Source organism: Pseudomonas sp. FG6 (assembly GCF_057809015.1).
On the sequence record NZ_JBMDJD010000008.1, the window covers coordinates 67,677 to 89,111 of the forward strand.

The following is a 21,435-nucleotide window of genomic DNA, read 5'->3' on the forward strand; positions in this document are numbered from 1 at the left end:
TGTTACGTGAAAATCGCCACGGTCTGGCGCGCCCAGAGCACGCGCCGACCGCTTTCGTCCCAGATCTCCATGTCCTGCAGGGAATAACCTTCCAGCGCCTGCAGGCTGAAGGAGTTGATCAGAAACCATTCGCCAGCGGTGGCCGGCTGCGGCAGGTCGATCATCCAGGACGCGGAACTGATGGCGGCGGGCTCGGTGAAGCAGGTCATGGCGGCTGGCGGCAGACTGTCGGCCAGCGCAATCAGCGCAACGGCCGGGTCTACGCCTTGGGCATCCAGGTGGCGGACCCACATCAATAATTCCGGGTTGTCCGCGCCGGACACCGGCAACGAGCCACCCGCCGGGCGCATTTCGAAGTTGTAGGCGCATGCGGGCGCGACCCTGTTGTCCAGCGGCAACGTCGCGTACCGGGATGGCCCATCGACCAGTGGACGCCCCCACGCGTCGTGGATGATCCGGCTTTCGCGCGGCCTGGCAAATAGCAGGGTCGTGCGCAACGCCAGGTCATCACCCGACAGACAGTCGACAGAAACCGAGGTGACCGATCGCCCCTGACGCAGTACGCCGACATCGAATGTCTGGCCCTGGTTGACCGGGCCGATGAACGACACCTGCGCGGATTTGAACGGAGGAAATCCCAAGGGTTGCTGGTGCAAGACTGCCTGCAGCGACAACGCGGCGGACAAGCCACCAAAGATCGTACGGCCCTGCGCCCAGTTGGACGGGGCAACGAACGGCGCGTCCGGGTCAAATTGCGCCAGCACCTGGGCGAAGCTTGTCATCGCGAGGCTCCCGGTCCTGACTGAGGGCGCACGCCATGCAACAGAACGAAGAGGCAGCAACGGCACGGGATCATGGCGATCCTCCCAGGGGCAGATGCGCCATGTTTATTCAAGTGACCATTTGTGTCAATAGTCACAAACGAATGACGCGTAAAAGCCAGCACCCAGGCCGGGAATGAACCCGGCCGGAACGTGCTGTCTGGTTTTACGGATGCAGGGAAGGCGTCAGCGGACGCTTAGGCTGTGTACGAAATTGTACATAGCCTAGGGCATGAGGCTACGCAAGATGAGGTTGGCCGTGAGGGTCGGCGCTTCTTCGACGTAATCGAGGTTGTATTGCAGCAGCAACGGGTTGACGAAAGGCCGCAGGGCGAAATGGATGGCGTCCACGGTTTCGTCCAGGGGGGTCTTGCGTTCGAACTCTCCGAGCTCGCGTCCCTCCCGGATGATTTGCACGATGAAGCTCTTGATCCGTGCGTCATATCCCTGCGAACTGGGCCAGCGCTCCGAGGCGGAAAACGCGGCGATGTCATAGAGTTTGCGCTCATTGAAGAACAGGTTCACGCCCGTGGTGGTCAGGGTCCTGACCAGGCGTCGAAGGCGTTCTGTCGGCGAGATGCCGTCTTCATTGATGGCCTGCTCGACGGCCGCGATCATTTCTCCCAGGCAGTTGGCGCAGATGGCTTCGCCGATGGCCTGCTTGGAATCGAAGAACTTGTAGATGTAGGCCTTGGAGAAACCAATGGCCTTGGCCAGGTCGGAAACGGTGGTTTTAGCGTAACCGTACTGGCTGAAATGTTCGTTGGCCGCCGCGACGATCTGGGTTCGGATGTCGTGATCGGCTGGGCCACGAGCGCTGGGGGAAGAGGTAGATGGCTGATTCATGCCAGCAGCTTACGCATCCCCAAGGCGCTTGACAACTTGTGACCAAACTATTAATTGGTCATCAACCACTTGAAATGCCGTCAGCGCCTACCCTCTTCCTCCAGCCAGTGTCTTACTTCATTCCCTCTGCGCACGTCTTCGCGGCAGCAGTGCCCAAGCGGTTCATCAGGGCGAGCGTTACCCCGTTGGTCCAGGTCGGTTGGCTTAAGCGGGCCACGCACAGCAGCGCGTCAGCGAGCGACGCGCTACGCCACCTTGAAGCGACTGACCAACTGTTGCTGATACTCGGCCAGGCGCGCCAGTTCCTGGCTGGTGATCGCGGTCTGCTCGGCACCGGCACTGACCTGGATCACCAGGTCGTTGATCTCATTCACGTTCCGATTGATGTCCTCGGACACCGCGCTCTGCTCTTCTGCCGCAGAGGCGATTTGAATGTTGCGGTCGCTGATCGTTGCCACGCCCTCGGCGATCTCCACCAACAAGGCACCCGCCCGCTCGACTTTGCTGGCGCCGTCCTGCGCCTTGCCCAGCGTCTGCTGCATGGACAGGGCGGCACGGTCCGAGCCGGCCTGCAGGTTGCTGATCATCTGCTGGATGTTGCCGGTGGACTCTTGCGTCTTCTGCGCCAGGGTGCGCACCTCGGAGGCAACCACCGCGAAACCGCGACCATGGTCCCCGGCTCGCGCCGCTTCGATCGCCGCATTGAGGGCCAGCAGATTGGTCTGTTCGGCAATGCCGCGAATCACATCGAGCACCGAGGAAATGGCATCGCTTTCATGCTTGAGATCGTCAATGATCTGCGCGGTCTCCTCGGCCTGCCCGGACAACTGGCGAATCAGCCCGATCGTGCCTTCGATCTCCTCGCGCCCTTGGGCGGTGCTGATATTGACCTGTTGCGACATGTGAGCCGCGTCATTGGTGCTTTGCGCCACCTCGCGCACCGTCGCGCTCATCTCGTTGATCGCCGTTGCCACCAGTTCGGTGCCCTGGCGTTGCTGTTCGACGCTCTCGCTGGTCTGGACCGTCACCGTGGAAGACTCTTGCGCCGCCGTTGCAACTTGCGCCGTGGCGTTGCCGATCTCTTGCACAACCCCGCTGATTTCCTGCGCCATGCGGTTGAGGTTGCCCGAGATCTGGCCGAACTCGTCCCGGCTCTGGTAGGTGGCCCTGGCGGTAAGGTCACGCTGCGCCAGGTCATCCAGGACCCGATTCACGTCGCGTACCGCCAGGTCGATCATGCGGATGATCAGGTAGGACAGCACCGTCACCGCCAGCAGCGCCACGACGACGGCACCGATGGTCAGCCACAGCGCGCGGCTCGCATTATCACGCTCGTGTATCGCCAGGCGGCTGACGCTCTGACCCAAGGCTTCTTCCACTTGGCCCATCATGTCGATGCGCTGGGTGGAGATTTCAAACCAGGCCTCTGGCTTGATGCCCAGCGTCTGCCCCAATGGCACCTCGAACGCCAGGCGCTGCAACTTGCCGACGTCGACCGCCGCGGGTTTGAGCATTTGCGCATCGAACTGTTGGAGCAACGAGGGCTGTGCCTTGCGGCGGAACCCGTCGGAATAGGCGGAAAACTCGCCGAGGTTGCGGCTGAAACGTGACAACAACGTCGCGTCGAAACGGTCCTGGCTGAACACCAGGCCCAGCACGACCCGCTCACGTCCGGCCCGCTCTTTCATCTCGATAAACTGATTAAGCGCACCGAGCGCATGAACAATACCCGCATTGTTGATCGTTGCTTCCAGCGAGTGCGTATAGCCCATGAGAGTTTGAATGACGTCGGTATAACGCACACCCGATTCGGTGCTGCTGATACCCAACTTATCAACTTGCCCACGGATCACCGGCAACTCGTCCAGTGCCCGAAGTACAGTGTCCAACTGCCGGTTCCCCGACGCGGACAATCCACGTACCACGTCTACTGCGGTATTGGAATCCTTGCGCGCCTGGAACATGCGCTCACCCATGGACTTGCCGCTGCTGCCCAGAAACACCCCACTGGCGCCGCGCTCGCGTTGCAGGGCGGTGATCAGCTGACTCAACTTCTGGGCCGTGGCGCTGGCTGTCACCGTAGCGTTCATGTCCTGTAGTGTCTTGTAGTTATCCGCTACAAAGACACCGGCCAACGTGAGGAAACCCAACAAGGGAAGTAGCAGAATCAATAAAAGTTTCAGACGCAGCGGTGCATTCCTGAGCATTCGCGTTCAAGCCTCGTTTAATACTATCTGAGTGAAGCGTGAACTTATTGTAATGCTGCTGTTATACACGCCGATCCAGGCGCAATCTTAACGCAATACCAAATAGCCATCACCCCCGATATTGCACTGTTTGCCACTTATTCGTCTTTCGACGCGTGAATTTATAATTGCCTTGACCAGGATCAAGCATTCGGCAAGTAAAAGGGATCTGAACATCGCTGGATCGAACGGCAGGCGCCAGGCGATACAGACTTCAGGCACCGCTTCTGTCAGGTACGGCAAGCGCGCCGATCTGCCGAGCACGACGTGGCGTCAACGTCTCCGGCATGGCCAGTAACAGGCCGAAGGCGGCCGTTGCAATCGCCGCCAGCGTCAGGAATGCAGCGTTGTAGCCAGCCCCTTGCACGACGAAACCGGCCAGGCCGTTGCTCAACGCAGCGCCGAACCCGAACATCGTCGACAACACGCCGAGGCTGAGATTGAAACGCCCGGTACCCTGGGTCAGGTCCTTGACCACCAAGGGGAACAACGCACCGAACAGGCCGGCACCGACACCGTCCAGCAGTTGCACCGCCACCAGCCAATAGAGGTCATCGGAGAGCACATACAACACGCCTCGAATCGGCAGGATCAGGAAGCCGGCCAGCAACAGCGGCTTGCGTCCCCAGGCATCGGCCTTGACGCCGACCAGCCACGCCATGGGCACCATGACCAGTTGCGCCGCAACGATGCAGGCCGACGTCAGCGGCGTGGCTAGGTGCGTATTGGCCTGGGCGAGCTTCTGGCTGACCAGCGGCAGCATCGCGGCATTGGCCAGATGGAAAAGCGCGCAGCACAGGGCGAACAACAGCAGCGTGCGGTTATCCAGCAACACCCGCAGCGCCGACGGCGCCTTGCCCTGGATTCGCTGGCCGACCTCCAGGCCCCGGGCCACGTCATGGTCGATCGCCTCGGCGGACACGCAACTGACCGCCACGATGCTGGCCAATGCCATCGCGGCCATCAGGTAGAACACGGCGATGGGACCGAACAACCAGGCGAACCCACCCGCCAGCAGCGCGGCGCAGGCGTTGCCCGCGTGGTTGAAGGTTTCGTTGCGTCCGGTGCGCCGGGTAAAGGCCTTGGTCCCGGTAATGCCCAGGGAAATCGCCGCGATGGCCGGGGCGAACACCGACACCGCCACAGCACCCATCGCCTGGGCCAGAGCCACCAGGCCGAAGGACGAAGTGAACGGCAGCACCAGGCAACCCAGCGTCACCAACAAGGCCGCCACGGCCACCACGGCGCGTTTGCTGCGCACCCGGTCGATCAGCGCGCCGGCCGGCGCCTGGGCCACGAGCCCGGCCATCGCTGCCACGGTCATCACCACGCCGATGCTGGCCGGATCCCAGCGGTGCACCGCCAACAGGTAGATCGCCAGGTAGGGACCCAATCCGTCGCGCACATCGGCGAGGAAAAAGTTCAAGCCATCCAGGGACAGGTTGTTACGACGATCACGGTTTCGATCCACATCGGCCTCGACGGGGCTTTGCCCAAAAAATATTTGACGCCGGGGTGCGCGATCACTTCATCACACGAAACAACGGCCTGTTCCATCAGTTACCCGGCCAAGGTGAACGGGTAATCATCCTGCCCATCATTGGACCGCAGCCACCTCCTGCCTGGGCATGAAAAAACGGGCAAACAGCTCGGACTGGGAGCGGATATTGAGTTTGCTGTAGATATTGCGCCGATGAACCTTGATGGTTTCTGCCGACAGGGACAGCTTGCCGGCGATTTCCTTGTTGGAGAAACCACTGAGCAACAACTTGAGCACGTCTTTCTCTCGCGCGGTGATTGGCGGACCCAGCGAAAAAATCGCTTCAGGCCGAGCCGTGGACTCGGTCGCGTTCTTTGCCAGATCCACTTCGAAACCCATGCGCTGGTGCATCAATGCCGTGACCCAGGGCTTGATGATATCCAGCGTGGTAATTTGTTCCTGGCTGAAACGCACACCGCTGCCAAACGAAATGCACAACGTTCTTTGCGCGTCGAGCCGAACATTGTATTGCGCCTCATCCACAGAGATGAATTGCTCGAAATATTGATGGTAATACTCGGTTTCGAGGAAGTGTTCCGGGGCCACATCCAACAGATGAAAGAACCCACTCTGGGGATTTTCCCGATCCGCAATATAAAAAGGATCCAGCATGTAGAGTCCTTTTACATAGCGATGAATGAATGCATTCACTTCTTCCGTGTCCGCCACTTCCGGAAGGCTCACGACTTGCACTTGGCTATCACAAAAGATCAACACTACCCAATTATCGATCTGCACATACTCATTCAATACGCGAATCAATGAACTCCAGAATTCCGGGCGATTCAATTGCATGATCAATTTGCCAATTGATCGATGCCAAGCCAGGCTATGAAGGTCAAGCGACATTTTCTACCCCTTTAGGGTTACGGATTCATCGGGCGCGGATAAGTATTCGTAGGTATTTACTATTCGTCAATGCCCGGTATATTCGCTACCCGGGGTTACGACGGCCATGAAGGTTGTCGGCTTGAACAAGGACCGTTATATGAATAAGTCGCGTCTGCGACGCATTTTTTCTGCGTCGCTTCTTTGTATGGGCATCAGTACCGCAGTGGGGGCAGCAGAGCCGGCGGTGCACCTGTACAACTGGTTCGAGCTCCTCGCCCCGCAAACGCCGAAGGAGTTCGAGCAGGAAACCGGCACCCGGCTCCAGATGGATGCGTTTGACAGCGCCGAGATCATGCAGAGCAAATTGATGGCCGGGCGCTCGGGCTATGACGTGGTCGTGGCCACGTCCAATGTGCTGCCGAGCCTGATCCGGGCGGGCGTGCTCCAGCCGCTCGATCGCACGCAACTGAGCAACCTGTCGCACATCGATCCTGACATCCTGGCCCAGCTGGCCGTCAACGACCCGGGCAATCGCTACGCCGTACCCTATCTATGGGGCACCACCGGCATCGGTTATGACGTGGACAAAGTCAAGGCGGCCTTGGGCGATGATGCGCCGGTCAACAGCTGGGACCTGATCTTCAAAGAAGAGAACATCAGCAAGCTCAAGTCATGTGGCGTGGCGATGCTCGACTCTCCCAGCGAGATCATTTCGATCGCGTTGAATTACCTTGGACTCCCAAGCAACAGCAAGAACCCGGACGATTACCGCAAGGCCCAAGCCTTGCTGTTGAAAATCCGTCCCTACGTTCTTTACTTCGACTCATCCCGAATCGACACCGACCTGGCCGATGGCAATATTTGCGCGGTGGTCGGTTGGGCAAATGGCGCCCTGGCGGCACAAGCCCTCAACGAAAAAAACAACACCGGACGCACGATTGCCTACAGCCTTCCTCGCGAAGGCGCATTGGTCTGGTCGGAAAACCTGGTGCTATTGAAAGATGCCCCTCATCCCAAGGAAGGCATGGCGTTCATCAACTACATGCTGCGGCCGGAAATTATCGCCAAGAGTTCCAACCACACGCTGTACCCCAACGCCAACAAAGATGCCTCTGAATTTGTCGAGCGCAAACTGCGCGACAATCCGTGGATCTACCCAGACAAGAAGACCCTCGCCACCCTGGTCCCCCTGGAGCCATTGCCATTGAAGTTGGAGCGCATCCGCACCCGCGTCTGGACCAAAGTTAAAAGTGGCACCTGAGCGCCCAACTTGATCAAGGATTTCATCGCGTTTCCAAGGAAGGAAAACATCATGCACCAGGGTCATTGCCCATGTAACGTCGAGTCGGACGAATACAAGGCCTACAAGGAAATAGAAGAACAGATCGACCACTGCACGCCCGAACAAGCCTGGGCCATGTATTGCATCTCGGCCGGGACGGTGCGGGTCAACATCACCCTGGCCGTGACGAAGCTCATTGCCAGGGGCAACAAGGCCTTGCTGGTTGAATTCCCCGAACTTGCACCGGCGCAGAACGGATGTCGCGACTAGCGCCGGTGTACAAACCCTAGTCCTCCGTGAGCTGGAAGCGCGCCCGATACCGACCCGGACTTTCGCCGGTCCATTTCTTGAAGGCACGATGAAAGGCGCTGGGCTCCTGGAAACCGGTCTGCTCGGCGATGTCGCTGATGCTGCTGCCCGTCTGGCGCAGCAGCTCGACGGCCAGGCCTCGACGGACCTCGTCCTTGATTTCCTGGAACGAACACCCCTCGCGTTCCAGGCGGCGGCGCACGGTACTGGGGCTCATCCGCAGGTCGGCGGCAAAGGCATCCAGGGTGGGCCACTGGCTGTAGTGGTGGCGGCGCAGGCACTGGTGCAGCTGGGTGGCCAGGCCATGCTGGTTGCGAAAGCGGATCACCAGCCATTGTGGCGCACTGCGCAGAAATACCTTGAGGGACGCCAGGTCCTGGACGACCGGCAAGCGCAGGTAGCGGCTGGCAAATTCGATTTCCGTGTGCCCGGCGCCAAAGCTGAGGTTGGGGCCCCATAACAACGCATCGTCACTGAGAGACAGGCGCGACTGACGAAAGTCTGCGCGGTCGATGGGGATGCGCCGCCCGCCCAGCCAGCACAGCAGGCTGATCATCAGCACGAGGAAGGTTTCCTCGCCAAAACGGCTGATTTCCGGATCCGTTGCCTGCGTCTGCAGGCTGATGACCGCCCGCTTGCCACGCACGCTGAGGCTGCCGCGAAAGTCCCGCAGGAACAAACCGAAATTGGCCAGGCACTGGCGCAAGGCCTTGCCCAAGTCGGGTTCCTGGATCAGCCCCCGGCAAATCAGGGCGAAGCTGCCAACCGGCATGCCGTGGGAGTCCAGCCGGAAGAACTCGTCCTGGAGTTCGCGAATCTGGATCAGCCACAAGGCGGCAAAGGCACTCGCCGGGACACGGGCTTCGGGCTTGTCCAACAGCGCCGGGTCGATGCCGGCCTCGACCAGTATCGCCGCCCGCCGCTGGGGTTGGTCCCGCAGCGCGTGGGTCATGGTGTGCACGAAGTAGACCGCGACCGAATCCTTTTCCCGCATAAATCCCCGTTTCCCCACTTTCTGAAATGGCAAAAAACGCCATTATCCGTGAACAGTTATGGCATAGGCCCGCCCGATGGCGAGCCCTAGACTGGCGGCATTAAGGGGCACGGCACAGCAGGTGTCGAGCCCTTCCAGCAGACTGCGCCCAGGGTAAGCCACAGGCTGTTCAATGGGAAACGCGCTTGAAAAAAGGAAAACACCCACATGCATCTGCACTCCATTGGCGTGATCGGCGCCGGCACCATGGGCAACGGCATCGCACAAGTCTGTGCGCAGGCCGGTTTCGAGGTGATCCTGCTCGACATCGCCCCCCAAGCCCTGGAAAGGGCCCTGGCGACCGTCGCCAAGAACCTTGACCGGCAGATCGCCAAACAGGCCTTGAGCGAAGAACACAAACGCCGCACCCTGGATAAGATCCGCACCAGCACCGACTACGCCAGCCTGGCCGATGCGCAACTGGTGATCGAGGCCGCGACCGAAAACCTCGCGCTCAAACAGCGCTTGTTGCAACAGGTCGCCACGCACGTCAGCAGCGAGTGCGTGATTGCCTCCAACACCTCGTCCCTCTCGATCACCCAACTGGCGGCTGGCGTCAGTCATCCGGGGCGTTTTATCGGCCTGCACTTTTTCAACCCGGTGCCGGTGATGGGCTTGATCGAGGTGATTCGCGGCCTGCAAACCCACGATGAAACCCACGCCCTGGCCCTGGAAATGGCCCAACGGTTGGGCAAGACTGCGATCACCGCCGGCAACCGCCCGGGATTCGTGGTCAACCGCATCCTGGTGCCGATGATCAACGAAGCCGTCCTGGTCCTGCAGGAAGGCCTGGCCAGCGCCGAGGACATCGATGCGGGCATGCGCCTGGGCTGCAACCAGCCTATCGGGCCGCTGGCCCTGGCCGACCTGATCGGCCTGGACACCTTGTTGGCGATCCTGGAGGCGTTCTACGAAGGCTTCAACGACAGCAAATATCGCCCCGCTCCGCTGCTCAAGGAAATGGTGGCCGCCGGTTACCTGGGACGCAAGTCGGGACGAGGTTTCCATGCCTATGGCTGAGCGTTGCTCGCGCTTCGCCGAGAGCCGGGACAGAGCCCTGGAACTGTTCGCGAGCAAGGGTTTCGGCCAGGTCGGCATGCGGGAACTGGCCGCCTACCTGGGGCTGACGCCCGGCTCGCTGTACCACCATTACCCAAGCAAGCAACACCTGCTGGCCGACCTGATCGAGGAGTTTTTCGAAGAGCTGCTGGCCACGCTCGGACGCGTTGAGCAGCAGCCTCGGGACAAGCGCGGCAACCTGCAACGGCTGATTCGCGCGCACCTCCAGCTGCACCGGGAAATGCCCTGGCATTTTCGCCTGGTGGAGCGCGACAACGGTTGCCTGAACGTCGAGCAGCAACGGCGCGTCCAACATTTGCGCGAGCAGTATGAGCGGCAGCTGTTGCGGATGCTCGGTGGCCCCAGGCGCCTGCCGTCCCAGGCCTTGGCCGCTGCCGGACACGCCATCGCCACCCTGCTCAACAGCTCACCCAGCTGGCTGGCGCACCAGCCGCTGGAGCAACACGCGCAGGATGCGTTGCTGGAAAACCTGCTGACCGGCGCCATCGAACGGGTATTGCTGCCCAGGGGCGGCGCAGGCCCGACGTTGCAGGTCACAGCGGCCTGAACCGCGCCCTCAGCGCAACTGCAACGGGTCGACCAGGCCCGCGACAATGGCCATGCCCACCAGCTCCGGCAGGCTTTGGGCTTGCATGCGCTTCATTACCCGGGAACGATACAGGTCGATGGTCCTGACGTTGACCCCCAGTTGCTCGGCGATTTCGCGGTTGGTGTAGCCCCGCACCAGCGGCAGCAGCACGTCGTTTTCCCTCGGCGTCAAACCCTGTAGCCGCGCCTGTACCCGTGCCAGGCCTTCGCTGACGGTCTGGCTATCATCGACCTGGCTCAAGGCCTGCTGCACGCTGTCGAGCAGCAGTTGTTCGTTGTACGGCTTTTCGATGAAATCATGGGCCCCGGCCTTGAACGCCCGCACCACGATTGGCACATCGGCATGCCCGCTGACGAAGATCACCGGCAAGCGCAGCCCACGGTTGCGCATTTCCTCTTGTACGTTGAGACCGCCCATGCCCGGCATGCGCACATCCAGCAACACGCAGGCGTTGAGCCGGTTGTCGCACGCGTCGAGAAACGCCCGGCCACTGGTGAACGACACGGCCTTGAGGCCCACGGACTCCAGCAGCCAGACCGTCGAATCGAGCATGCCCTGGTCGTCATCGACCACATACACCACCTGCTCTGCCACACCCGCCATTGTCGTTACTCCTCTTGTAATCGGTTCACGCCAGCCAGGGTCGGCGCCGGCAAGTGGCAGCGCATCTGCAAGCCCTCGGTCAGCGGCCACGCCTGCAATTCGCCTCCGAAACCTTCGATGATGCTGCGACTCATGGACAGCCCCAACCCCAGTCCGTTGGCCTTGCTGGAATAGAACGGGGTGAAGATCTGCTCCAGTTGCGCGGCCGGCACGCCATGCCCCTGGTCACTGACGCTGACCTGCACCCCGCCATCGGCACCCGGCTCGGCCGCCAGGACGATCTGCGACGGCTCGCCAGGGTGAGCCTCGCGGTTGGCCTCGATGGCGTTGCGCAACAGGTTGAGCAGCACCTGTTCCAACAGCACCCGGTCGGCGTAGATCGGCGGCAGATTATCCGGCAGTCGCTCCACGATCTCCACCTGACAACTGCCAGCTTCCCAGAGACACAGGCGGACGGTGGCCCGGGCCACTTCACTGAGGTCCAGGGCTTCCATGCGGCGGCGGCCCTTGCGCAGGAAGGCACGCAGGCGCTTGATCACCTCCGAGGCGTGGTTGGCGTGCACGGCGATGCGCTCCAGCCCCTGGGCGACCTTCTCGGCGGCCTCGCCATTGCGGCCCAGGGCCTGCAAATAGCGCTGGCTGGCATGGGCGTAATTGACGACCGCCGCCAGCGGCTGATTCATTTCATGGGCGATGCCCGAAGCCAGCTCACCGAGGGTCACCAGGCGTGCCGTGTGCGCCAGTTCATCCTGGTGATGGCGCTGCTGGGCTTCACGCAGTTCCCGTTCGGACTGGTCGTGCGCCACCAGCGAATAGAATCGTTCGCCGCTGGCCGCGCGATGGGCCAGAAGCATCAGCGACACCGGCACCGAGGCACCGCCGGCCGGTGGTTGCAGACGAGCCTCGATGCTCCAGCGACCGGTGCGCTCGGCATAATCCCAACCCTCGCGTTCCAGGCTGGCCAGCACCTCGGCGCTGAGGAACGTGTCCAGGCTCGGCAGGCTGTGCTGCGCGTCCAGGCCGAGGGTGCGCCGCGCCGCCGGGTTGAGATAGGTCACCGCGCCATCGGGCTGGATGAACAGCACCGGGTCGGTGTTGGCTTCCACCACCTCCGCCAGGCGACGCTTGGTTTCTTCGGCCTGGACTCGGGCGGTAATGTCCCTGGACACACTGACTACTTCAACCACCGCACCGGTATAGGTCTCGCGAATGGCGCGGCATGCGGTCTCGAACCACAGATAGTGGCCATCACGGTGGCGAATGCGATAGGTCATGGTGTGGTAGCCGTCCTGTTCCAGGGCATCGCGCGCACGTTGCATCAGGCTGACCTGATCCTGGCGATGGAACAGCCTTCGCGCCTGGAGCCCATGCAGCTCCTGCGGCCAGTAGCCAAGCAGGGTCCAGGAGGCCAGCGAGGCATCGAGAAAGCAGCCGTCCGGGGTGTGGCGGGAAATCAGGTCGGTGGTATTTTCGGTGATCAGCCGGTACAGGCGCCGGGCCTTGGCCGACTCACGCTCGGCAAGGATCTGCGCGGTGGCCTGGCGACAGCGCGCCAGCACGCGATTGGCCTTGGGGTCGGGAATGAAGGTCCAGACCAGCACCTGCCCGGCGACTTGCACCTCGACGTTCTCGATGGCTCGCCGCTGGGCGAGACAGGCCTGCACCAGGTGCGCATGGCTGACCGGCAAGAGGCTCAAGGCATCGGCCAGCGACAACTGTTCGAGCAGCGCCACCAGCGCCTCGTTGAGTTCCTGCGCGCGCCCCGTAGGGTCGAGCAAAGCGCTGGGCTGCGGGTCATGCCCCAGCAGCGGCGAACCGCGTAGCTGGCCGCCGACACTGGCCACCAGCAGGCTCAGCAACTCATGTACCGCCACCAGCCAGTCCTGGTTCGTGTCAGGCTGCAACTCAACCAGCAGCAAACCTTCCTGCCCCGGCTGCAAGGACAACGCTAACACCTGGCCATGATCGAGGGCCGCGCGACGCAAACGACCGGCCAGCCAGCAATCAAGCCCGCGCACACGCGCCAACTCCAGTCGCCCCGCCTCTTGCAAGCACTCGAAAAGGACCCGGTCACTGCTTTGCAGCGCCTCGCCAAATCCCGGCGGCAAGTGTCGGGCGCGGCCTTCATGGCGATAGATGCCACTGGGCGCATGCCAGCTCAGGTAGACCGCCCGACGAATCTGCGGGCAATCCTGCAAAGCCCGGCACAAGGCATTGGCACAAGCCGCCAGCGCCATGCCTTCACGTTGCAGGCGCAGCCAGCCAAGCAAGCGAACGGAGGTTGAGATCATCGGAGAACCTGTCGAGAAGGTTGGGAATGCGACATATAGTACATTTACTATACAACTCAGGTAGTACTTCCATATCAATTGGCAAACAGTATATAAATTCTCTCGGATAAATCACCGGGCTTTTTGTTTGTTTGCGTGCTTGTCGACTGTCACACCGTCACGTCGCCGGCCCGCAATCAGGACCACAAGAGCCACGGCCAATAGAGCTAATAATCAGCCACCGGGTACCCGAACCATGTCCATCTACGAGCAAGGTCTTGCGCCAACCGGCGTCAATCACATCGCCCTCACACCCCTGAGCTTTATCGAGCGCACCGCCAGTGTCTATCCCGACTACCCCTCGGTGATCCACGGCTCGATCCGTCGCACCTGGGCCCAGACCTACAGCCGTTGCCGACGCCTGGCCTCGGCCCTGGCCGGACGCGGCATCGGTCGAAACGACACCGTGGCCGTCATGCTGCCCAATATCCCCGCCATGCTTGAAGCGCATTTCGGCGTGCCGATGATCGGTGCGGTGCTCAATGCGCTCAACGTCCGGCTGGACGCCGAGGCCATCGCATTCATGCTGGCCCATGGTGAGGCGAAGGTGTTGATCGCCGACCGTGAGTTCCACGATGTGGTGCAAGCGGCCATCGGCATGCTCGACCACCCGCCCCTGGTGATCGACGTCGACGATCCGGAATACGGTGAAGGCCTGGCGGTCAGCGACCTGGACTACGAGGCGTTCCTGGCCGAGGGCGATCCGGACTTCGCCTGGCAGTGGCCGGACGACGAATGGCAGGCCATCGCCCTGAACTACACGTCCGGCACCACGGGCAATCCCAAGGGCGTGGTCTATCACCACCGTGGCGCGTATCTCAATTCTCTCGGCAACCAGATGATCTGGGCCATGGGCAACCATCCGGTGTACCTCTGGACATTGCCGATGTTCCACTGCAACGGCTGGTGCTACCCCTGGATCGTGACCGCCCTGGCGGGCGTCCACGTGTTCTTGCGCCGGGTTGACCCGCAGCGAATCCTCAACCTGATTCGCGAACACCAGATCACACACCTCTGCGGTGCGCCGATCGTGCTCAATGCTCTGGTGAACATGCCCGATTCGGCCAAGGCCGCCATCGATCATCCGGTCAACGCCATGGTGGCCGGCGCGGCACCACCGGCCAAGGTGATCGGTGCCGTCGAGGAAATGGGCATCAAGGTCACCCACGTCTACGGCCTGACCGAAGTCTATGGCCCCGTGACCCTCTGCGCCTGGCACGCAGCCTGGGACGAATTGCCCCTGGAGCAGCGAGCCCAGATCAAGGCGCGCCAGGGCGTGCGCTACCCCACCCTGGAAGGGGTCATGGTGGCCGATCCCCGGACCCTCGAACCGACACCCCATGATGGACAGACCATCGGCGAGATTTTCATGCGCGGCAACACCGTGATGAAGGGTTATTTGAAGAACCCCAGCGCCACCGCCGAAGCCTTCGACGGCGGCTGGTTCCACACCGGCGACCTGGCCGTGACCCATCCTGACGGCTATGTGGAGATCCGCGACCGGCTCAAGGACATCATCATTTCCGGTGGCGAAAACATCTCCACCATCGAGCTGGAAGGCGTGCTCTATCGACATCCTGCGGTGCTCGAAGCCGCGGTGGTGGCCCGCCCCGATGAAAAATGGGGTGAGACACCCTGCGCCTTCATCACCCTCAAAGCCGACCGTGCAGACGTGCGCGAAGCCGAGATCATCAGCTTCTGCCGCGAACACCTGGCCGGCTTCAAGGTGCCACGCACCGTGGTCTTCTCCGCGCTGCCGAAGACGTCCACCGGCAAGATCCAGAAGTTCGTGCTGCGCGACATGGCGAAGAACCTCTAGGCCGATCCTGCGACGCATTCAAGTGCGCAGCACCGTCTCGCAGGCACGCGAGCACCCGCACATCAACGATGGGGGGCGTGCTCCGTGTGCCGCGCAGTTGCACGCCCCCAACCTGACTTTCCTTGCATGAGGCTCACTGTAATGCCCGAGTTCAACGCCCCGCTGCGCGACATGCGCTTTGTCCTGCACGATGTCTTCGATGCACCGAGTCTCTGGGCACGCCTGCCCGCGCTGACGGATACCGTCGACGCCGCCACCGCCGACGCGATCCTCGAAGAAGCCGCCAAGGTCACCCACAGCCTGATCGCTCCGCTCAATCGCAGTGGCGATGAAGAAGGTGCCCAGTGGCACGACGGCCGGGTCAGCACGCCGAGCGGCTTTCAGGCGGCCTATTCGACCTACATCGAGGGCGGCTGGGTCGGGCTCAGCGGCAACCCGGCCTACGGCGGCATGGGTATGCCGAAGATGCTCGCGGTGCAGTTCGAAGAGATGCTCTATGCCGCCAACGCAAGCTTCGCCCTGTACTCGGCGCTGAGTGCCGGCGCTTGCCTGGCCATCGACGCTCACGCCAGCGACGTGCTCAAGGCCCTGTACCTGCCGGCGATGTACGAAGGGCGCTGGGCCGGCTCCATGTGCCTGACCGAAGCCCATGCCGGCACCGACCTGGGTCTCATTCGTACCCGAGCCGAACCCGAGGCCGATGGCAGTTACCGGATCACCGGCAGCAAGATCTTCATCACCGGCGGCGAGCAGGACCTGACCGAAAACATCATTCACCTGGTCCTGGCCAAGCTCCCGGACGCCCCGGCAGGGCCCAAGGGCATCTCGCTGTTCCTCGTGCCGAAAATCTGCGTTGACGAGCACGGTGCGCTGGGGCAAGCCAACGCCGTCAGCTGCGGCTCGATCGAACACAAGATGGGCATCAAGGCCTCGGCCACGTGCGTGATGAACTTCGACGGTGCCCGTGGCTGGCTGATCGGCGAGGCCAACAAGGGATTGGCGGCAATGTTCACGATGATGAACTACGAGCGACTGTCCATTGGCATCCAGGGCATCGGCTGCGCCGAGAACTCATACCAGAACGCCCGCCGTTATGCCCAGGACCGCCTCCAGAGCCGTTCTCCCGCCGGCGCCCAGGCCAGCGACCGGATTGCCGACCCGATCATTGTCCACCCCGACGTGCGCCGGATGCTCCTCAGCATGAAGGCCATGACCGAGGCCGGTCGCGCCTTCGCCTGCTACGTCGGCCAGCAACTGGACCTGGCCAAATTCGGCGACCAACCCCAGGAACGGCAGGACGCCCAGGCCCTGGTGGCGCTGTTGACGCCGGTGGCCAAGGCCTTCTTCACCGACACCGGACTGGACAGTTGCATCCAGGGCCAACAGGTGTTTGGCGGCCATGGCTATATTCGCGAATGGGGCCAGGAGCAACTGGTGCGCGATGTGCGCATTGCCCAGATCTACGAAGGCACCAACGGCATCCAGGCCCTCGACCTGCTGGGACGCAAAGTCGTGGGCGACGATGCAACGGCCCTGCGCCTGTTCACCGCGCAGATCCGCGCTGTCGCCTGCACGCCCGACGCGCCCTACGCCAGCGAGCTGCTGGAGGCGGTGCTACGCCTGGAAAACCTCAGCGACTGGCTGCAGCAACAAGCCCGCCTCGACCCCCACGCCATCGGCAGCGCCTGCGTCGAGTACCTGCACTTGTTCGGTTACGTCGCCTATGCCTACATGTGGGCCCGCATGGCCCAGGCAGCCGAGCAGCGGCACGCCACAGACCCAAGCTTCCATGGCGCCAAACTCGCCACCGCGCGCTTCTACTTCGACCGTCTGTTGCCGCGCGTCCTCAGCCTGGAACAGAGCATTCGCGCCGGCAGCGCGTCCTTGTTCCAACTGCAACCCGAGCAGTTCTGAGGGGCTGAACGCCAATGTCGCGGGGTTCGGCCCTGCGACACGCTCAGGGCGCGATGAGGTGGATTACTGCGCCGGGCTGGCCTTGGCAAAACCTTCTTCGCGCAACTGGCCAAGCAACGCCTGGAGCGGGTGCAACACCACCTCTCCCGCCTGGCGCTTGACCTGGCTACGGCAGGAGTAACCGTCGGCCACCAACCTGCCGCCGGCCTGATAGCGCTCTACCAGCGGCTGCCAGGATTGCCCGTAGATGACCTGCGACGTCTTCACGTTCCGGGTTTCATGCCCATACGTACCGGACATGCCACAGCAGCCACTGGCCAATACCTGCAACTTCAAACCGAACCCCTCGAACACCTTTTTCCAGAGATCGACGCTACCGGGCTCGTTGGTGCGCTCGGTGCAGTGCGGCAGAAACTGGAACACCACCGGCTCGGCGCGCGTGGGCAGCGCGGGAAGTGCCGTGACCAGCCATTCCTGGGCCAGCGCGACGTGAGGCGCGGAGTCGGCGCCCAGCGTCTTGGCGTACTCCTGCCGATAGACAAGGGTCATCGCCGGATCGAGGCCGACCAGGGGCACGCCATGGGCCTGAAGTGCCCGCAAGCCTTTGGCACTGTGGGTCGCGGTCTTCTTGAAGGCACCGAGCAAGCCCTGGACCTGAAGAGGCTTGCCGTTGGGGGAAAACGGCGCCAGGTAAATCGTGTAGCCCAGCCGCGCGATCAGCTCTATCCACTCGGCGGCAACCTGCGTCTCGAAATAGCGGGTAAACGCATCCTGGACGATGATGACACTGCGCAGGCGTTGCGCTTCAGTCAACGCCGCCAGTTTCTCGGGCGTCGCCATTTCCACGTTCCAGGTGGTGCAGACCTGTTGGAAATCCACCAGGCTCAGCAACGGGCTGTCCACCATGCCCACGACATGCTGGAGCATGTACTTCACCGGGCGGGCACTCATCATTGCGTTGTACAGCCGCGCAAAGCGCGCAATGTGGGGAATGCTGAATTCCAGCGAACCGATCACGTAGTCCTTGAGCGGTCGCAGGTAGCGGCTGTGGTAACGCTCGAGGAACCGCGCCCGGAAATCCGGGACGTTGACCTTCACCGGGCATTGCCCAGCGCAGGACTTGCACGCCAGGCAGCCGGCCATCGCGTCATAGACCTCGTGGGAGAAATCCTTTTCGCCGAGCTTTTTGCCCAGGGTGTTCCGTACCTTGGCCAGCGTTCCCCCGAGGGTGAAACTGACAGGACGGCTGCCGAGGATGTCCGCGCCCTGCTCGCCCTGGAGGCGCAGCCACTCGCGCACCAGGGAAGCACGGCCCTTGGGGGAATGGATGCGGTTGCGCGTGGCTTTCCACGAGGGGCACATCGCGTCATCAGGGTCGAAGTTGTAGCAGGCACCGTTGCCGTTGCATTGCACGGCGGCCTGGTAGCTCTGCCATACCCCTTCGTTGATCTGCCGATCGAACTCGCCCCGCAACGGAACTTCGTCGACCTTGGTCAACCGGGCGTCGGCGATGCTCAACGGCGTGGCGATCTTGCCGGGGTTGAGCTGGTTGAACGGGTCGAACGCGGCCTTGATCGCCTGGAGCGATGGGTAAAGGGCACCGAAGTAACCCGGAGAGTACTCCGAGCGAAGCCCCTTGCCGTGCTCACCCCACAGCAATCCTCCGTACTTTTGCGTGAGCGCCGCCACCGCGTCGGAAATCGGCCGGATCACCGCGGCCTGCCGGGGATCCTTCATGTCCAGGATCGGCCTGACGTGCAGGACGCCGGCATCGACGTGCCCAAACATCCCGTACTCCAGGTGGTTGGCATCGAGCAGCGCACGAAACTCGGCGATGAAATCCGCGAGGTTTTCCGGCGGAACGGCGGTGTCCTCGACAAAGGGTTGAGGCCGGGCTTCGCCCTGGACGTTGCCCAGCAAGCCCACGGAGCGTTTACGCATGGTGTAGACGCGCTTCACCGCCTCGCTGCCGATGGCCAGCGTATGACCCAGGCGCTCGACGGTCTGATCGGTTCTCAGGTGTTCGATGAAGGCCTCGACGCGCCGTTCCAGGTCCTCCAGCTCATCGCCACTGAATTCGATCAGGTTGATGCCCAGGGTCTGCCGGCCGGGCACCGCCGGAAAATACTCGGCAACGCCATGCCAGACGATGTCCTGCATCGCCAGCATCAGCACCTTGGAGTCCACCGTTTCGATGGACAGCGGCTTGAGCGCCATCAGCGCCTTGGCGTCGCGCAACGCATCCATGAAACCGGCGTATTGCACGTTGACCAGGATGCTGTGGCGCGGGATCGGCAGCACGTTGAGCTTGGCTTCGACAATGAAGCCCAGGGAACCCTCGGAACCGCACAAGAGGCTGTTGAGGTTGAAGCGGCCGTCCTGTTCGCGCAGGTGCGCGAGGTCATAGCCGGTCAGGCAGCGGTTGAGTTTGGGAAAGGTCTCCTGGATCAGTTGCGCCTGGCCGTCGGCGATATCCCGGGCGCAGCGGTAGACGCTGCCGATGCCATCTTGCCGCGAAGCCTGCCCGGCGGTCTGTTCGGCATCCAGCGCCTGGCTGTCGAGCCGCTGCCCACCCAGCAGAACCGTGGAAAGCGCCAACACATGGTCACGCGTCTTGCCATAGGTGCAACTGCCCTGCCCGCTGGCGTCGGTGTTGATCATGCCGCCGACGGTGGCCCGGTTGGAGGTGGACAGTTCCGGCGCAAAGAACAGGCCATGGGGCTTCAGCGCGGCGTTCAACTGGTCTTTGACCACGCCACTCTGGACGCGAACCCAGCGCTCTTGGACGTTGATTTCCAGTATCGCATTGAGGTGCCGCGACAGGTCGACCACCACACCGTCGGTCAGCGATTGGCCGTTCGTGCCCGTGCCGCCGCCCCGTGGCGTCAGGACAACCGAACGGTATTCCGGCCGCGCCACAAGGGTCGCGACGAGCTCGACGTCGGCGTAATCCTTGGGAAACACCGCCGCCTGCGGCAAGCGCTGGTAGATCGAGTTATCGGTCGCCAGCACCGTCCTGGAGCCATAGTCGCTGGCGATTTCGCCCTTGAACCCCTCAACACCCAGTTGGCTCAGGAAGCGTTCGTATCGATCGGTCTGACCGTTTGCGGGGTTAAGGCGCGCAATCATTGAGGGCTTTCCGGCAGGCTAAATTCTTTTTTCAATTCGCTTAACGTATGCTCAAGCCTGAGCGGCGTTGCGGGCAAACTGCATTAGGCCCTATTGTTTAAAGAAGCGGCGCGTAAGACAAGCGTAAAACCCGCAGTGTTTGCATGAGGTTTATGAATGAACCCTAGACGCCTCACCCCCTCGATGTCGGTGCTCGTGGCTTTCGAGGCGGCGGCCCGGCATGGCAGCTTTACCAAAGCGGCCGATGAGCTGCTGCTGACCCAAAGCGCCGTCAGCCGGCAAGTCCAGTCCTTGGAGTCGCTGCTGGGCGTCGACCTGTTCCACCGCGACGGCCGCCGCATCGAGCTGACCGCAGCCGGGGCGCTGTACCAGCACGAGCTCTCGGCCGCCCTGGGCCGGATTCGCAGCGCGACGCTCAAGACCATCGCCTTCAGCGCCCAGGAAGGCACGCTGCACCTGGCCGTCCTCCCCACGTTCGGGTCGAAGTGGCTGCTGCCCAGAATGAGTGACTTCTATACCAAGCACCCGGATATCGTGGTGCACGTCCACTCCCGGATCATGCAGGCGGACCTGGCCAGCGCCGCCGACGAAATGAACGCCATCATCTGCGCCGGTTCCGGATCCTGGCCGGGGTTCATCGCCCACAAGCTGCTGACGGAGCAACTCGTGGTCATCGCCAGCCCTTCGGCACTGCCCGAATACCCTGCCATGACACCCGCCGACATCGCCGCCAGCCACTCGCTGCTCAACGTCGTGTCCAGGCCCAACGCCTGGTCCGACTGGTTCGAACACAACGGCCTGGACCATCGCCTCATGCGCCAAGGCCCCAGCTTCGAACTGACGAGCCACCTCATCCAGGCGGTGGCCGCCGGCATCGGCATCGGGCTGGTGCCGAGCGTGCTGGTGCAGGATGAGATCCAGGCGGGCACCCTGGTCGCGCTGTTCGAACCGATGGAAAGCGGCAAGAGCTACTACCTGGCGTATGCCAATCGCTACCAGAACCTGCCGTCGCTGGTGGCGTTCAGTGAGTGGTTGTTGGGGTTGTCCTTTCCGCAGGGGTGAA

General features: G+C 62.3%; 16 protein-coding genes. 7 read left to right on the plus strand and 9 right to left on the minus strand.

Going from position 1 to position 21,435, the window contains the following annotated elements:
- Window positions 1-2: 2 nt before the first annotated feature.
- From ACODSJ_RS07330 to ACODSJ_RS07350, 5 genes are all read right to left on the minus strand, one after another.
- Window positions 3-782 (minus strand): thioesterase family protein, encoded by a 780-nt coding sequence (locus ACODSJ_RS07330; RefSeq protein WP_489101082.1) that lies wholly within the window; start codon window positions 780-782, stop codon window positions 3-5.
- 264 nt (window positions 783-1,046) lie between these two features.
- Complete coding sequence (locus ACODSJ_RS07335) at window positions 1,047-1,667, minus strand: TetR/AcrR family transcriptional regulator (protein WP_489101083.1); 621 nt, start codon at window positions 1,665-1,667, stop codon at window positions 1,047-1,049.
- Between the two features lie 245 nt (window positions 1,668-1,912).
- Complete coding sequence (locus tag ACODSJ_RS07340) at window positions 1,913-3,874, minus strand: methyl-accepting chemotaxis protein (protein ID WP_489101084.1); 1,962 nt, start codon at window positions 3,872-3,874, stop codon at window positions 1,913-1,915.
- Between the two features lie 253 nt (window positions 3,875-4,127).
- Complete coding sequence (locus ACODSJ_RS07345) at window positions 4,128-5,384, minus strand: MFS transporter (protein ID WP_489101085.1); 1,257 nt, start codon at window positions 5,382-5,384, stop codon at window positions 4,128-4,130.
- Between the two features lie 126 nt (window positions 5,385-5,510).
- Window positions 5,511-6,302: a helix-turn-helix transcriptional regulator gene (locus ACODSJ_RS07350; protein ID WP_489101086.1), complete on the minus strand. Its 792-nt coding sequence runs from the start codon at window positions 6,300-6,302 to the stop codon at window positions 5,511-5,513.
- Window positions 6,303-6,441: 139 nt separating this feature from the next.
- Between ACODSJ_RS07350 and ACODSJ_RS07355 the strand changes: the two genes are divergently transcribed.
- Together ACODSJ_RS07355 and ACODSJ_RS07360 are read left to right on the plus strand one after the other, a co-directional pair.
- Window positions 6,442-7,545 carry a polyamine ABC transporter substrate-binding protein gene (locus ACODSJ_RS07355; RefSeq protein ID WP_489101087.1) on the plus strand — a complete coding sequence of 368 codons (1,104 nt, stop codon included), beginning with the start codon at window positions 6,442-6,444 and terminating at the stop codon, window positions 7,543-7,545.
- 51 nt (window positions 7,546-7,596) lie between these two features.
- Window positions 7,597-7,836 (plus strand): hypothetical protein, encoded by a 240-nt coding sequence (locus tag ACODSJ_RS07360; protein WP_489101088.1) that lies wholly within the window; start codon window positions 7,597-7,599, stop codon window positions 7,834-7,836.
- Window positions 7,837-7,852: 16 nt separating this feature from the next.
- On the opposite strand, the gene ACODSJ_RS07365 is transcribed toward ACODSJ_RS07360, so the two are convergent.
- A complete protein-coding gene (locus ACODSJ_RS07365) occupies window positions 7,853-8,869 on the minus strand; it encodes an AraC family transcriptional regulator (protein ID WP_489101089.1) in 1,017 nt (338 codons plus the stop codon).
- Window positions 8,870-9,076: 207 nt separating this feature from the next.
- Between ACODSJ_RS07365 and ACODSJ_RS07370 the strand changes: the two genes are divergently transcribed.
- Window positions 9,077-9,928: a 3-hydroxybutyryl-CoA dehydrogenase gene (locus ACODSJ_RS07370; RefSeq protein ID WP_489101090.1), complete on the plus strand. Its 852-nt coding sequence runs from the start codon at window positions 9,077-9,079 to the stop codon at window positions 9,926-9,928.
- A complete protein-coding gene (locus tag ACODSJ_RS07375; protein ID WP_489101159.1) occupies window positions 9,921-10,535 on the plus strand; it encodes a TetR/AcrR family transcriptional regulator in 615 nt (204 codons plus the stop codon). Before ACODSJ_RS07370 ends, ACODSJ_RS07375 begins: the two co-directional genes overlap by 8 nt.
- A gap of 9 nt (window positions 10,536-10,544) precedes the next feature.
- On the opposite strand, the gene ACODSJ_RS07380 is transcribed toward ACODSJ_RS07375, so the two are convergent.
- Both ACODSJ_RS07380 and ACODSJ_RS07385 read right to left on the minus strand, forming a co-directional pair.
- Window positions 10,545-11,180, minus strand: coding sequence for a response regulator transcription factor (locus tag ACODSJ_RS07380; protein ID WP_489101091.1), 636 nt, complete (start codon window positions 11,178-11,180; stop codon window positions 10,545-10,547).
- A gap of 5 nt (window positions 11,181-11,185) precedes the next feature.
- Window positions 11,186-13,471, minus strand: coding sequence for a PAS domain-containing sensor histidine kinase (locus tag ACODSJ_RS07385; protein ID WP_489101092.1), 2,286 nt, complete (start codon window positions 13,469-13,471; stop codon window positions 11,186-11,188).
- A gap of 235 nt (window positions 13,472-13,706) precedes the next feature.
- Between ACODSJ_RS07385 and ACODSJ_RS07390 the strand changes: the two genes are divergently transcribed.
- Together ACODSJ_RS07390 and ACODSJ_RS07395 are read left to right on the plus strand one after the other, a co-directional pair.
- Window positions 13,707-15,329: an acyl-CoA synthetase gene (locus ACODSJ_RS07390; protein WP_489101093.1), complete on the plus strand. Its 1,623-nt coding sequence runs from the start codon at window positions 13,707-13,709 to the stop codon at window positions 15,327-15,329.
- A 141-nt stretch (window positions 15,330-15,470) separates the two neighbouring features.
- A complete protein-coding gene (locus ACODSJ_RS07395; protein ID WP_489101094.1) occupies window positions 15,471-17,243 on the plus strand; it encodes an acyl-CoA dehydrogenase C-terminal domain-containing protein in 1,773 nt (590 codons plus the stop codon).
- 63 nt (window positions 17,244-17,306) lie between these two features.
- On the opposite strand, the gene ydiJ is transcribed toward ACODSJ_RS07395, so the two are convergent.
- Complete coding sequence (gene ydiJ, locus ACODSJ_RS07400) at window positions 17,307-20,372, minus strand: D-2-hydroxyglutarate dehydrogenase YdiJ (RefSeq protein ID WP_489101095.1); 3,066 nt, start codon at window positions 20,370-20,372, stop codon at window positions 17,307-17,309.
- A 156-nt stretch (window positions 20,373-20,528) separates the two neighbouring features.
- On the opposite strand from ydiJ, the gene ACODSJ_RS07405 reads away from it, so the two are divergent.
- Window positions 20,529-21,434: a LysR substrate-binding domain-containing protein gene (locus ACODSJ_RS07405; protein WP_489101096.1), complete on the plus strand. Its 906-nt coding sequence runs from the start codon at window positions 20,529-20,531 to the stop codon at window positions 21,432-21,434.
- Window position 21,435 lies beyond the last annotated feature (1 nt).

Excerpts from the sequence above, each read along its gene's own strand:
- ACODSJ_RS07330 (WP_489101082.1), bottom strand. The coding sequence starts at position 782 with ATGACAAGCTTCGCCCAGGTGCTGGCGCAATTTGACCCGGACGCGCCG.
- ACODSJ_RS07335 (WP_489101083.1), bottom strand. The coding sequence starts at position 1,667 with ATGAATCAGCCATCTACCTCTTCCCCCAGCGCTCGTGGCCCAGCCGAT.
- ACODSJ_RS07340 (WP_489101084.1), bottom strand. The coding sequence starts at position 3,874 with ATGCTCAGGAATGCACCGCTGCGTCTGAAACTTTTATTGATTCTGCTA.
- ACODSJ_RS07350 (WP_489101086.1), bottom strand. The coding sequence starts at position 6,302 with ATGTCGCTTGACCTTCATAGCCTGGCTTGGCATCGATCAATTGGCAAA.
- ACODSJ_RS07355 (WP_489101087.1), top strand. The coding sequence starts at position 6,442 with ATGAATAAGTCGCGTCTGCGACGCATTTTTTCTGCGTCGCTTCTTTGT.
- ACODSJ_RS07360 (WP_489101088.1), top strand. The coding sequence starts at position 7,597 with ATGCACCAGGGTCATTGCCCATGTAACGTCGAGTCGGACGAATACAAG.
- ACODSJ_RS07365 (WP_489101089.1), bottom strand. The coding sequence starts at position 8,869 with ATGCGGGAAAAGGATTCGGTCGCGGTCTACTTCGTGCACACCATGACC.
- ACODSJ_RS07370 (WP_489101090.1), top strand. The coding sequence starts at position 9,077 with ATGCATCTGCACTCCATTGGCGTGATCGGCGCCGGCACCATGGGCAAC.
- ACODSJ_RS07375 (WP_489101159.1), top strand. The coding sequence starts at position 9,921 with ATGGCTGAGCGTTGCTCGCGCTTCGCCGAGAGCCGGGACAGAGCCCTG.
- ACODSJ_RS07380 (WP_489101091.1), bottom strand. The coding sequence starts at position 11,180 with ATGGCGGGTGTGGCAGAGCAGGTGGTGTATGTGGTCGATGACGACCAG.
- ACODSJ_RS07385 (WP_489101092.1), bottom strand. The coding sequence starts at position 13,471 with ATGATCTCAACCTCCGTTCGCTTGCTTGGCTGGCTGCGCCTGCAACGT.
- ACODSJ_RS07390 (WP_489101093.1), top strand. The coding sequence starts at position 13,707 with ATGTCCATCTACGAGCAAGGTCTTGCGCCAACCGGCGTCAATCACATC.
- ACODSJ_RS07395 (WP_489101094.1), top strand. The coding sequence starts at position 15,471 with ATGCCCGAGTTCAACGCCCCGCTGCGCGACATGCGCTTTGTCCTGCAC.
- ydiJ (WP_489101095.1), bottom strand. The coding sequence starts at position 20,372 with ATGATTGCGCGCCTTAACCCCGCAAACGGTCAGACCGATCGATACGAA.
- ACODSJ_RS07405 (WP_489101096.1), top strand. The coding sequence starts at position 20,529 with ATGAACCCTAGACGCCTCACCCCCTCGATGTCGGTGCTCGTGGCTTTC.